Source organism: Paenibacillus physcomitrellae (assembly GCF_002240225.1).
GTDB classification, from domain to species: domain Bacteria; phylum Bacillota; class Bacilli; order Paenibacillales; family Paenibacillaceae; genus Fontibacillus; species Fontibacillus physcomitrellae.
This window is the reverse complement of the sequence record NZ_CP022584.1, coordinates 4,288,388-4,301,313: the sequence shown is the minus strand read 5'-3', so window position 1 is coordinate 4,301,313 and position 12,926 is coordinate 4,288,388. Positions and strand designations below refer to the sequence as shown.

Annotated in this window: 10 protein-coding genes; 2 read left to right on the top strand and 8 right to left on the bottom strand. The window is 50.8% G+C overall.

The features are described from left to right. Nucleotides 1-82: 82 nt before the first annotated feature. The 3 genes from CBE73_RS19320 to CBE73_RS19310 all read right to left on the bottom strand — a co-directional run bounded on the left by CBE73_RS19320 (nucleotide 83) and on the right by CBE73_RS19310 (nucleotide 5,049). Complete coding sequence (locus CBE73_RS19320) at nucleotides 83-2,074, bottom strand: ABC transporter substrate-binding protein (protein ID WP_229752639.1); 1,992 nt, start codon at nucleotides 2,072-2,074, stop codon at nucleotides 83-85. 112 nt (nucleotides 2,075-2,186) lie between these two features. Then, on the bottom strand, nucleotides 2,187-3,551 hold the full coding sequence (locus CBE73_RS19315; RefSeq protein WP_094095627.1) for a Vps62-related protein: 1,365 nt from the start codon (nucleotides 3,549-3,551) through the stop codon (nucleotides 2,187-2,189). A 262-nt stretch (nucleotides 3,552-3,813) separates the two neighbouring features. Continuing rightward, a complete protein-coding gene (locus CBE73_RS19310) occupies nucleotides 3,814-5,049 on the bottom strand; it encodes a GntR family transcriptional regulator (protein ID WP_342351904.1) in 1,236 nt (411 codons plus the stop codon). Nucleotides 5,050-5,287: 238 nt separating this feature from the next. Between CBE73_RS19310 and CBE73_RS19305 the strand changes: the two genes are divergently transcribed. Continuing rightward, a complete protein-coding gene (locus tag CBE73_RS19305; protein ID WP_094095625.1) occupies nucleotides 5,288-5,968 on the top strand; it encodes a hypothetical protein in 681 nt (226 codons plus the stop codon). 221 nt (nucleotides 5,969-6,189) lie between these two features. On the opposite strand, the gene pdxA is transcribed toward CBE73_RS19305, so the two are convergent. From pdxA to CBE73_RS19285, 4 genes are all read right to left on the bottom strand, one after another. Beyond that, nucleotides 6,190-7,197, bottom strand: a complete 1,008-nt coding sequence (gene pdxA, locus CBE73_RS19300; RefSeq protein WP_094095624.1) for a 4-hydroxythreonine-4-phosphate dehydrogenase PdxA — start codon at nucleotides 7,195-7,197, stop codon at nucleotides 6,190-6,192. 2 nt (nucleotides 7,198-7,199) lie between these two features. Continuing rightward, nucleotides 7,200-8,498, bottom strand: a complete 1,299-nt coding sequence (locus tag CBE73_RS19295) for a four-carbon acid sugar kinase family protein (RefSeq protein ID WP_094095623.1) — start codon at nucleotides 8,496-8,498, stop codon at nucleotides 7,200-7,202. A gap of 65 nt (nucleotides 8,499-8,563) precedes the next feature. Next, a complete protein-coding gene (locus tag CBE73_RS19290) occupies nucleotides 8,564-9,526 on the bottom strand; it encodes a 2-keto-3-deoxygluconate permease (protein ID WP_094095622.1) in 963 nt (320 codons plus the stop codon). Between the two features lie 158 nt (nucleotides 9,527-9,684). Continuing rightward, nucleotides 9,685-11,388 carry a sigma-54-dependent transcriptional regulator gene (locus tag CBE73_RS19285; protein ID WP_094095621.1) on the bottom strand — a complete coding sequence of 568 codons (1,704 nt, stop codon included), beginning with the start codon at nucleotides 11,386-11,388 and terminating at the stop codon, nucleotides 9,685-9,687. Nucleotides 11,389-11,564: 176 nt separating this feature from the next. On the opposite strand from CBE73_RS19285, the gene CBE73_RS19280 reads away from it, so the two are divergent. Beyond that, a protein-coding gene (locus tag CBE73_RS19280) for an IS5 family transposase (RefSeq protein ID WP_174704732.1) occupies nucleotides 11,565-12,340 on the top strand; the annotation gives its coding sequence in 2 pieces (ribosomal slippage) (nucleotides 11,565-11,913 and nucleotides 11,913-12,340; 777 coding nt in all). A 7-nt stretch (nucleotides 12,341-12,347) separates the two neighbouring features. Here the strand turns inward: CBE73_RS19280 and CBE73_RS19275 are convergent. Then, nucleotides 12,348-12,920 (bottom strand): YdeI/OmpD-associated family protein, encoded by a 573-nt coding sequence (locus tag CBE73_RS19275; RefSeq protein WP_094095620.1) that lies wholly within the window; start codon nucleotides 12,918-12,920, stop codon nucleotides 12,348-12,350. Between the last annotated feature and the right edge of the window lie 6 nt (nucleotides 12,921-12,926).

The following is a 12,926-nucleotide window of genomic DNA, read 5'->3' as shown; positions in this document are numbered from 1 at the left end:
ATGCAGTTCCCCTCTTCATCATGCAAGATCAACGGGGAAGAAACTTCCCCGTTGATAAGCAGATTCGTATATTGTTCGTATACTATTCGATAAAAAATTGATCCGGATGAGCGAAGCCAAGTCCTCTGAACTCATCGCTGTTAACAAGGGCCGGCACGTTCTTCACATTGTTTTTGACAACGGTCAGAACAGGAGTCGGGCCTGTGTAACCAATCACCCACTGGTTCTTCTGATGCAGCTTAATAATCTCGTTGCTGTACTGCGTAATTTCCTCTCTTGTCTTCGCTGCCTTGATTTTGTCCCAGAATTCCATGATCTTGGCTACATCCCCTTCCGGTTTCACGCCTTCTTTGCCTCCGGAAGAGTTGTACAAGCCATAGTGGCCAAACCAAGGAGTAATAACGCGCAGAGGAACAAGCTCGTCCGGTCTGAGCGAAACGTCTACGACGCTGACCGTCTTGAACGTTGCCGGAATTTTGTTGGCGTACTTCAGATCAAAGAAGCTGCCTTGGTCCACGATTTTGAGCTCGGTTTTAATACCGACGCTTTCGTAATATTTGCGAACCAGTTCGATAAACTGCTCGTTGTCGGCGCTTTTTTCCTCATAGAACAAAATGGACAGAGGGGAACCGTCGGCAAAGGTTCTGTACTTATGAGCGCTATCCCATTTCAGGCCGATTTCATCAAACAACTGTGAAGCGCGGGTTGTATCGTACTCCGTCCACTGCTTGTTCCAGCCATCCTGAAAGCCTGGCAGGCCTTCCGGTACGGAAGCTTGAGCCGGTTCGCCCATGCCGCTTGTAATGATCTCGGAAACTTCCTTGCGATCCACTGCTACCGAAAGTGCTTCGCGGAAGCGAATGTCCTGGAACAATGCGCGGAGCTTCGGATCCTCGGTTGTCTGGTTCAGCTCAATGCCTGTACTGGACCAGTTTGGCGTCGACCAAGGGATAACGCGGTATCCGCCTTTTTGTTCATTTTCCTTGAGTACGGTGAAATCCTTGAAATCAAACTGGGCTACTTCCACGTTGCCGGCCAGCATATCCAGCAGCTTGTGGCTTGGGTCCTGCGTTTTCGTCAGCACGATGCGGTCGATATAAGGAAGCTGTTGTCCTTCTGCATCGGTTTTGAAGTAATACGGGTTGCGCTCCATAATGAAGCGATCGCTGTTGGCATCGTTCGTTGCAACCCAAGGGCGGAGTGTTGGGCGCTGCGGATACAGCCAGTAATAATAGCCCGTCCACACACCCAGATTTTGCGTATCCTCAAAACCGTACTGCTTGGCAACCTCAAGCGCTTTGTCCTCGCCGATGAATTCCGGAAGGATCGTTTTGTAATAATGAGCCGGTGCGAAGAACCACTTGTTGTCGATCGCCAGCCGCTCCAGGAATTGCACACTTGGATGCTTGAACACCACTTTGACCGTGTAGTCGTCGACTTTGGTCACCTCGGCTCTTTCCTTCTCGCCCGTCTCCGGATTCACCGAATAATAGCAGTCGTACAGCGCCTTGCCGAAGGTTTCAGGAATCAGCATATGCTCCCAGTAGAAAATAACATCATCGGCCGTAAACGGAACGCCGTCCGACCATTTCATGCCTTCCCGAAGATGGATCGTGAATTCAGTAGAGTCCTCGTTCACATCGTAGCTTTTGGCCACGTTGGGCTCAACGCTGCCGGAGCCATCCTGCTTGAAGCGGAACAACGGCTCTTCCGTCACCATCTCAATGCCCCATTTATCGTCGGGACCGTTCCAAGGATAACGCCATTCACCGCCGTATTTACCGATTTCCTCGTAAGTTGGCTCAACCATAATGTCATCTGCAGCCGGCATACGTTCTTCTACCGGCGGCAGTGATCCCGCCTTAACTTTCTCTGCCAGCATCGGGGCTTCCTTCAGGCCGCCCCCTGACGAAGAAGTATTATTGGCAGCCGTATTGGCTGACGGCGCCTGAGACTCTGCCGGCGCTGCAGACGTCTTGGCTTGACGATCTTTGTTGCCATTGACGAATAAAATGACAACTACCAGCACTACGGCAACTACAACTGCAAGGCTCCAGATCGATTTTTTTCCCACTTTTGTCTCTCCAGTCTCTAATTTGAAATAAAGAAGTTTTATTTGGAAATCAATGAGAATCGGTTAGAAAAAAATTAGTTTAGAAACACGGCCAAAGAGGTTTAAAACGTTTTTAATCTAAAATTGTATCGCTTGTCAGGGCTGTTTTCTCCTGAGGTCCCGTTGGGCCGTCCGCCAGCAGCGGCTGTCCAAAGACGGAGCCCTGCGCCGGATTGCCGAACCGGTATACCGCACCGCTGTTCGGATTGGTATAATCTTTGTTCAGCCAGGTTGGCCATGGATTGCCAAGACCTACACCGGTCGATGCATTCGGGAAGTATTCAAATGCCTGTACCCGGTTCCACGTATCCCAAGACGTTCCCTGATTCGTTACGTCGGTCAGCTTGGCGATCACGATATCCTGATACACATGATTGCCCGGGTCTTTCCACATGCCGTGGGAACCAAAGGCCGAGTAAGCAACCGGATGTGTGCCGCCGATCTTGTCCACTTCATCCCAGCGGTAAGTAATACCGGAAGAATGATAGCCGTAGAACACTTGAACTGGCTTCAAATAGTTCTGGCCGTTGTAGACGAACTTGGCTAAGCGGACCGTTACGCGTTCAAAGTCGCCCACATGGTCGCCAAATTCACTGCCGAGCACGGTTTTGCCCAGATCGTATGGGGAGAACTGGAAGTAAACTAAATCAACATTGTTGTAATCTTTCTCGACCCAAAAGGCGTAGATGGGCGCATTTTGCAGGTCGCCATTGAAATAAGGGAGCTTCTTGTTGTAAGGGTTCAAAGCTTCTTTGGTTCTGAATTCGTAATTCCCGGAGTTAGGATTGAGGTAGCGTTCCACATAAGGGAACGTGTACTCCACGGAGGATGGAAAATAAACTTCGCCTTGCGCAAACCAGATTTTAGGAGCAAATGATTCGAGCACACTGCGTTTGGACATGTCCGTGTAGGCGTTGCCCGGTACGGCGAAGCTTGTGGCATCAAGCGGTGTAATGGCTTCGACCTTCAGACTGCTTGCCTGATCGTTAAAGTCATCGACGTACATAACATCAGCAGTAAAAACTTTGGTTGCTCCGGAGAAACCGGCATCCTTGTACAGGGTAACCTTGTAGCCCGGTGCAACCCGCAGGGAGGAAATCTTATCGTTTCCTACTCCGGCATTGATCACGTCCCAGTCATAACTGCCAATGTCAAAAGCCTGCTCTTTGCCTCCATAAGGCGAATTGTCATAAACCGTCACCGGCAAATGGGAAGCATAGCTGGCAGACAAGCGGGCCGCATCACTGTTATCAGCTCCGAACCCGAACCCTTCCTCGGATTCCGCTCCAGCAAGGCTGGCGCCTGGCAGCCCCAAGCCGGAAACGGTCAAAATACCAACCAGTAAAGCCAATATCCAGATCTTGGCCTGCCTGGCTTTCCGGATGCGACGAACTTCCTGGAAGATAGATCCGCTCCATTCCCCTCTGCGAATAAGCATTGTCAAATTTCCTGTAGGTTTCACGATGTTTGTTATCCCTCCATCTCCTGATATTTGGAAAATTACCCCTTCCATCCAAAGACGATAATCTATGTCACTGATATATTCAATCGTTTTGTAACATTAATTTTGTAAATCAAAATAGGGGAAAATATTAAATTAAAAACTATAAAATCCATGTAAAAAAGCCTCCCCTTATTTACTTCAACCGCAATCTCGTTAGGATCCGGTTCAATAAAAGGAGGGAGGCATCTGATATTTTTTATATATGCACATTATAATCCGTTGACATTTGTTTGACAGAACCGCGTTCCACAAGCGAAGTGTTAACTTTTATCGTAATTGGGTTTTCCCGGGAATTATTGATCCGTTTGACCAATAGCTTGACTGCGGCTTGCCCCAGCTGGTCGGTCGTTTGACGTACTGTCGTTAGCGGGACGGGAAGCAGGCTGGCCAGCTGGATATCGGAGAAACCGGCGATAGACAGCTGATCCGGCACCGACCTGCTCATATGAAACGCCGTATATAAACAGGAGGTTGCCAAATAATCGTCGGCACAAAGCACGGCCGTTAGGCCGGGGCTCCCTTCCAGAAAAGCCTGCAGCTGTGGATTCAGCGCGGTCAAGTTGTCCATGTATTCCTCTCCGCAATGTAGAAAGATGCTATGGCTGTTGATCGACAAGTCATGATCCAGCATCGCCTGCAGGTACCCTCTATAACGATCCTCACGGCTCGTCACTCCGTCGAAAGCCATCGACACGTAGCCGATCTCCCGGTGCCCTTTGCCAATCAAATATTCCGTCAACTGGTAGGTCCCCTGATAATGATCGTGGTACACACAGTCAATTCGAACCTCCCGGAAAATCCGGTCAATCACAACGATCGGGTAATTTGCCAGATACAGCTGAAGCACCTTTTCGCTGCAGGTTTTGCGGCCTCTCGGATAAAGAATGATCCCGTCAACCCCAGCCTCCTGCAGCTCCTGCAGACATTCACTTTCATCGTCTTTATCTCTGGATACCCGGATCAGCACCTGATAACCGGCTTCTCTCGCCTCGGCTTCAGCGGCGCCAATAATTCGGGCTGTATATTCATCCAGGTTGGGGAACACCAGCGCCACCCGCTTCTGCTCCGGCCTGATCGTCAGCTGCCTTCCCGGCGCTTGCGGCAGGGCCGCTTCTTGGTTCCCTTCAGGACTGCCGGCTTTTCGTTCAAGACGGTCTGTCTGCCCCGACACGAAGGTGCCCCTGCGTGCCAGTCTGTAGACCAGCCCTTCTCTGACCAGCAGCTCAAGCGCCAGCTTGGCCGTCATCCGGCTTACGCCGTAAAGCTTGGCCAGTTCACCTTCCGAGAGAACAGGCTCATGGGGCCGCATTCCTTTGGCCGCTATATCGGCCCTGACTTTATCTGCTACCTGCCGATACAGCAGGTTCTTCCGTTTGGTTTCGCTGCGCTGCTCCTTCATCCCACTTTCCCCTCCGATACTGATCCATATCACATGTATAATATCAGAAACATAAGCCAGCAACCACTTTGCCCATAAAGCAGACGTTTTTTTACAAATCTCTGCATCTCTATTAACCGTACTCCCTACCTGTACCTTTATACTGATAATCAGGAGATTTCATTTTTATTGCCGTCTCCACATATGACTGGTGTATCTGCATGATCGCTGCGCATACATGACCGGCGTGCATTTGTGAGTTCGGCTTTTTAGGAGGATAAATGATATTACCATGAACGAAACCAGCAGAAGTCCTCATTGGGACATCGTTTTGAAATCCGCGCCCAGGCTGCTCATGGACCTCAAGGAACCTTTCCAGCTGATTCGGGCCGGGGTTACGATATTCGAGCAGTCCGGTCCCTCTCCGTCTTTTGCCAGAACGATCGAAGTGGATCAGAAGCGGGTTCAGTTCGTCATCGAATACGCGCTGTTTTGGGATTACGATATTCAGCATCTTTATGATCTGGAGCACGTTTGGATCTATGTCGGCCATGATGGGGAGGTTGTATCCTGTGAAGTCAGCTTCCATGGCCGTTATTTGGTGGGACTTTTGCCGGATAGAAGCAATCTGACGGACAGCGGGCAGGTGCAGGTGTTTGTTCAGCCGGGTAAACATGCCATGTCGCCGCTGCCTGAAGTTTTTCTGCTGCTGCCCGATGCAAGAAGCTCCTGCATGGAAGAAGCAGGCACTGGCGGCGTGCTGGAGCCGGATTTATTCCGTGGTGAATTCGAACTCAACGATCTCTCGGACCGTTTGGCTGAAAATCATTTGCGAGCCTTCACGTTCCGGCCTGCCTTTGCGTACGCTCCCTTCGAGTGGACTCCAGACATGTTCATTCCATGGGAACAGCTGCGGATGGAAATTCCGCAAAGGATGCGTAAGCTGCTGGCGGAACTCGAACTGCGTGGTTAGTCATGCGGTTATGCGGTTATGCGGTTATGCGGTTATACCGTTATCGCTTAGCCGTTAGGCGAAGCGAAACGGGTAACCCCACTAGAGGAATACCTTCGACCTAAAAAAGATGACCCCTTATCATAAGGAGTCATCTTCCGGTACCATTGTTGCAAAGTATCAAATGTCGCTGCTTAAGAACCCTTACCTCTCGCTTCGTTACACCAGCGTCTTCCGCCAGCTTATTTTCTTTTTGGAGCCAGCTCGACGGCCTGGCGGATCGCTTCGGTCATGCTTTTTTCTTCCACGATGCCTTTGCCGGCAATATCGAACGCGGTGCCGTGATCGACGCTGGTGCGGATGATCGGCAGGCCGACCGTAATATTGACGCCCGCATCGAGGCCAAGCACCTTGACGGGACCATGTCCCTGGTCATGATACATCGCGACCACGATATCGAAATCGCCGCGGACCGTACGGAAGAACAGCGTATCCGCAGGCAGCGGGCCAACCACGTTGATCCCTTCGCCCTGCGCCTTGTTCACGGCCGGTACTACCTTTTCTTCTTCTTCGCCATAGCCGAACAGTCCGTTTTCGCCCGCATGCGGGTTGATGCCGCAAACGGCGATTTTCGGATTTTCGATGCCCGATTTGACCAGCGTGTCATGGGCCAGCCGGATCACCCGGTAGACGCGTTCCGGGTTAATCATTTTCACAGCGTCGATGATTCCGACATGGGTTGTGACGTGGATGACTTTCAGTTTAGGCGCGGACAGCATCATGGAAAACTCGTCTGTGCCGGTCAAATCGGCCAGAATTTCCGTATGGCCCGGATATTTGTGCCCGCCTTTATGGAGGGCCTCCTTGTTCAGCGGAGCCGTGCAGATGGCGTCGATTGCCTTTTTGTTCGCCAGATCGATTGCTTTGGCCAAATATTCAAACGCGGCATGGCCGGCTTCCGCCGACACCTGGCCGATGGGCAGGTCTTCGCTCAGCAGGTTCAGATCGAGGCAATAGACTGTCCCGAAGGAATACGGGAGATCGGCAATTTGCTCCTCTTGAATGGTTTCGACTTTTAAATCGCTGTGGACAAAAGCTTTGGCCCGGTTCAAAATTTTGCTGTCGCCAATAACAACAGGACGGCAGAGATCATAAATCTCCGGATCGCCCAGACTTTTTAAAATAATCTCGGGTCCTACGCCCGCTCCGTCCCCCATAGTGATTCCGACGATTGGTTTGATTTGATTCATGTTCATTCATCCTTTCCGTTCATATAACTTAATACATTCGCCAAAGAATTTTCGCTGCCGAAAGCGCCTGCTTTCGTGACGGTCCAATAGTCCCGGGACGAAGATGCGTCGCTCATTTTGCCAAGCGGCAGTCCGGGCTCCACCTCGGAGTACAGCCGCAGCCGGGTCATGCCCAGCCGGTTGCAGACAGCCTTGGCCGTGTCTCCTCCCGTCAGCACCAGCCCGTTGATATCCGGAAAAGACTGCAGAATCGCCCGGGCAATCGTGCCCAGCTCCCTGGAGATCGCTTCGCTGATTTCCGTTTTATTCATGGAAAGCTCCGCTTCCAGCTTTTTGGTCGCCTCCCGGTTCTCCGCTGACGGATCCACGAACAGCACGAAATGCCTGTTATGCGCATTCCCAGCGAACGTACGAACCATATCCTGTACCTCGTAGGTTTGCCGGATCAAATCCGCCGGATTCATCTCCAGGAAAAAAACGTCCGGCAGCGCCCGTGCTTTCTCGAGCTGCCGTCTGGTCACCTGGGACAAGCTGGCGGAAACCGTCAGCGTCCGGGCAATGTTCAGCTTGTCCGGCTGGCCGCTGAACGTTTGCTTCAAGTTCAGCGCAGCCGGCAGCTGCTCGATCAAGCCGGCCGATCCGGCCCATACCGTCCGTTTGCCGGTTTGGGCAAACAGCCGGGCGACCGCCTCCAAATCGGCGTCTGTGGAAGCGTCGCAGATGAACCAGGCCGGGCCTTCAGCAGCCAGCTCCAGAATTTTGCGTTTCGTCTGTTTCGGCGAATCCGCCAATTCCGTTTGGCTGATCAGACAAATCCGGTTAGCGTCTACATAACCCTTAAACAAATTAGGGATGCTGCTGTCCGTGACCGGCGTTTTCGGATCCCGTCCGAACTCCGTCTCCGAAACAAGCCGGCCGTTTACGTATTGATATCCGTTTAGGGTTTGCCGGTTCATTTTCGGAAATGCCGGCGCAACCACCACAACTTCAGGCTGATGAACGGACACGACAGCCGCCAGCTCGGCGGCGACATTTCCTCTTAATGTCGAGTCCATTTTTTTATAAACATGCTCGTAGCCATGACTCCGCAGAATCGAACTCGCTTTGCTGCTTCGTTCATAAGCGACCCGCTCTTCCGCCGCCCGGCTGTCGGTATCGATAATCGCCACGTCTCCGGCTGATCCCAAAGCGCCTTCTTGAAAATCCAGCCAGACGGTTGAGGCAATGCCGATCTTCGACAGCTGTACGCCGGCGTCATTGGCCCCCGTCAAATCGTCCGCAATGATGTAAAAACTACGCATGAGTTCTCCACTTCCTTATTTTACTGCATTCTCTATAGTACAACTAAATTGATGGCTTGAGAGGATTAAGCGCTTGCATTACGCCGCTCGGCACGTTTAGCGAACCAGGTGGTGAGCAGCGGCGTCAGAACGGCCGTCACGATAACGGCAGCTGTAACCTGCAGTGTTGCTGTAGCCGCAATGGCAGAGTAGCCGGTGTATACGGCTGCAACGGCCATAGGCACGGCTGAAGCATTCCCTGCGGTAGACGAAGCGGCAATGCCGGCTACGCCGTTTCCGCCGGTCAAACGGTCGATGAGGAACAGGACTACACCGGTAATCACAACGACGCCAATCCCGAGCAGTACACCGGAGAAACCGGCTTTAACCACGTTGGTCAGGTTAATGCCCGAGCCGATAGCCAGCGCAAACAGCGGAATCAGGACCTCCTGTCCTTTGCTTAAAAATTCCCGCATTTTCTCGTCCAGGTTGCCGAGAATCATACCGAGAACCAGCGGCAGGATGGCGAACACAAACGCCAGGACCGGAAAGCTCGCCAGTCCGGCAACGCCCAGAATCAGCATGGTGAAGAAAGGACCGGATTCAAGCGACATAATCGAATAAGCGGCAACGTCCTCGGCTTTTCGTCCGAGCTGTCCCATCAGCGCCATATAAAGGCCGCCGTTTGTATCGGAGAAAGCAGCTATGATCGCCAAAGCGGACAACCCCAGAAAGAGATTGTTTTGATCCGGGAAAATGGCTTTGATCAGCAAAGCGATCAGAAAGGTCGTGCCGATTTTGCCGACCCAGAGGCTCACGCCTTTCTTCAAAATATAGCCGGTGGCCTGAAAGCGAATCGTGGAACCTAAACAAATATAAAATGCTGCCAGCAAAGCCGAGGTCCCTGTTAAAAGTCCTCCCGTAAACGAGCTTTTAAATTCCGGCAAATCAAAGATGGATGGAAAAAATGTACGAATGATAGCCCCTATGAGCAAAGGAATCAACATCATCCCGCCGGGGATTTTGTCAATGGCCGCTTTGATTTTCATGGTTGCACCGCTCCTTGTTGTTGTAATTTGAAACACTTATTTGTCTTGTAACCGATTACAGTTCTTATAGTAAACGCATACATAATAAAACGCAACAGTTTTGTGTTTAAAAAATAAGATAAACACAAAACTGTTGCATTATTAAACAGTCAGCTGGATTAACCCTTCAGCTTGCGCCACAGGGTGGAGCGGTTAATGTCCAAACGTTTGGCCGCCTTCGTTTGATTAAAACCTTCCTCTTCTAGCACCTTCTCAATGATCTTCTTCTCGATGTGCTCCAGGGAGCCGGTCAAAAGATCGGACCGCAAGCCGGCCGGCAGCGCACCTTTGCGCGCCAGCAGTTCCTCGATTAACCGGGCTTCGAGCACATACCCTTTTTCCATTAAAACAGCTTCCTGCAGCAGCGCCTTCAGTTCCTCTACATCCCCGGGCCAGGCATAACCGGCCAGCAAAGACAACGCCTGTTCATGAATGCGGACGGCAGAAGTGCCAAGCGTTTGATTGAAATGCATTAGGAATGCCGTAACCAGCTCTTTCAAGTCTTCTTTGCGCTGAGCCAAAGCCGGCAGATGAATGCGGATCATCCCATCCCCATAAATCCGGTTGCCCCACTGGGCTTCTTGCTCCATCACCGGCAAAACGACGGTAATCCCCTTTTGTTTAAACAGCTCCAGCCGTTCCCACAGCTTGTCCTTCATCCCGGAATCCAACGGCAGCAGCGTATGGACATGAATCGTTTTGATATCGCCGTCAAGCGTTTCGGGTTCGAGACCGAGCAGATCGGAAGCTTTTACAGAAGCATATAAACCGTTCCCCTGAAATTTGTGGAAATGAATATAACGGGCAATCAGCTCCGATTCGGCCCCGGCCGGCCCCGTTAAAATAAAATGATTATAAGACAGGCAGCGGCGGATCAAAATTAAACAAGCGTTCATCGCTTCGCTTTGGTGAATGACCAGCGGCGGAGCCGGCAGGCCGATTTTCAAGCTTTCATGCGCTTCTGCAGCCCTTGTCCCATGGAGCCGGGCAAATTCGCAGACCACAAAAACGGAGCCGGCAACCGTGATCCGTGTTCTCGTGACTTTTAACGTATTGCCGTCCGCATCCTTGGTATGGGTCATTTCACGTCCGCTGCCGGTCCCCGGCAAGTCCGCTTCAAGCGGCAGCTCCGCCCGGGGCCTGGTCTCCAGCTCCTTCCACTGCTCATAAACCACTTCGCCTTGCTCCGAGACCACCATGAAATCAGACGCTGTAACCCGCAGGATCTTTTTTAAACGTTCGATCTCCAGCCTGCTTTTCAGCATCCAGCGCGACACCGTTTTGGTTTCTTTAAACGCGCTAAAAATAGCTTCGCGCCCCGATTGGATCAGTATGCCCAGGAGTCCCAGTCGGGATGCGGTTTCGAAGGTAACGACATCGCCCATGATCAGCTGGTAGCCCTCCTGCTTCAAACGTTTAAGCAGCTCTTCCGTCTCGTCCTCGGATTCGATCGTGTACATATCGATGGGAATGTCCAGCAGATCGGTAATCGCTTTGGCGCCTTGGGTAATGGATGAAAACCCTACGATCGCTTTTTTTCTCGGAAAATCATTGGCCAGCGTCAGTACCCGCAGCATGTCGTAGCCGGAAACGTGCACATCGATCACCGGAATGTCCACCGCTTCTGCAATCAGCTTCGCCGTGCCTCCGCGGCTGATGATCGCTTCAAACCCCTGTGCCTCCGCTTGCTTCGCCAAAGCCACGCCATGCTGGAGGTTCCCGACCTGAACGTGCAGGTTCAGCTCGCTCTCTTCTTTGCCGCATTCCTCTATCAAATTCACCATGGCTTCGTAAGGCGCCACAAACAGCGTTTTAATCGTCATTTCTACCACACCTGTACTTTAAATTTAAACACCCTTACAGCTTAAATTCAGTCATAGCACATATCGGGTAGGGATGCAATCATCCGAAAAAAAGGCCGAGGCAGCTTAGGTATCTAGGATGTGTCTGAAAACTAAATAATGTGGTAAGATTTGAGAAAACGAATGGGGCGTCATACATGATTCAAAGACGGTACGAATTAAGCGATGAACAGTGGGAACAGATTAAAGACATGTTTCCCCCCTACAAAACAGGACGTCCGTCAAAATTAGGTGAACGAACCATGTTTAACGCGTTTCTATGGATCGCTCGAAGTGGTGCTGCCTGGCGCGATCTACCGGAGGAACGCTATGGTTCATGGAAAACGGTCTACAGTCGCTTCTGCAAGTGGCGAGATACCGGACTGCTTGTCGCGATCTTCCAAACGCTTCAGGTCGAACCTGACTTTGAAAACTTGAGCATTGATTCTACATCGGTCAAAGCCCATCAACATAGTGCCGGTGCTAAAAAAACGCCACAGGACATGAAGTGAATCAGCACATCGGCGTCAGTCGTGGCGGAAAGACTACCAAACTTCACACTGTCGTCGATGGATTAGGAAACCCCCTTGCTTTTCTTCTGACGGGTGGTCAAGTCTACGATTCCGTTCCAGCGATCGATTTACTTCAGAAGCTTGATATTACAGGAAGTCATATTCTTGGCGACAAAGCTTATGGCTCAGAAGCGTTTCGGAATTGGATTACAACGAAGCAGGCATCCTACACCATTCCGCCTAAAACGAATAGTCAAAACCCATGGAAAGTCGATTGGTATCGCTACAAAGAACGCCACTTAGTGGAGTGCTTTTTCAATAAAATTAAACACTTTCGCCGTGTGGCTACTCGTTACGACAAGTTAGCCAAGTCATTCCTGGCTTTTGTACACGTTGCTGCCATTTTCAAATTGACTCAATGATGAGTTTTCAGACACGACCTAGCAAACGTCCATTATCGTTCCATTGGCCATACATTTTGTTTTCTCTCGTGTTTGCTATGAATTTGTCTAATCTGCTCTCAAATAATTTCGGCTGATTTTTTATGCTTTGTATCGTGTCGATCCGAACTCTTTTGTACAGATCCGGAAAGGCTTTGAAATTCTCATATCCTTGCTTCTCCTCTTTCAGCCTTTGCTCTATAACGGGGTCGATTCGAAAAGAATCGTAATCCATATCAGGAAGGACCTTTCTTCCTTCGTCCGTCATCAACCCCAACTTTTCGAGGCGGCGGACACGTTCTTTATTCAATTCAGTCCATGAGCTTTTTTGGCTTCGAGGAGACAGTCTTTGAGCCAGTCCCATTCCAGCTATTTTCTTCTTGACTCCATCGATCCATCCAAAACACAAAGCTTCCTCGACCGAGTCCAAATATAGGAGCGTGTCCGATTTGGGCATTATACTAACCAAAACCCAACAATATTTTTCAGTCTTGCTATGTTCCTGCAGCCAAAACCTTAACTGCTCTCTCGAATTTACGATAATTAAATGATCCATTTCCATATTTGA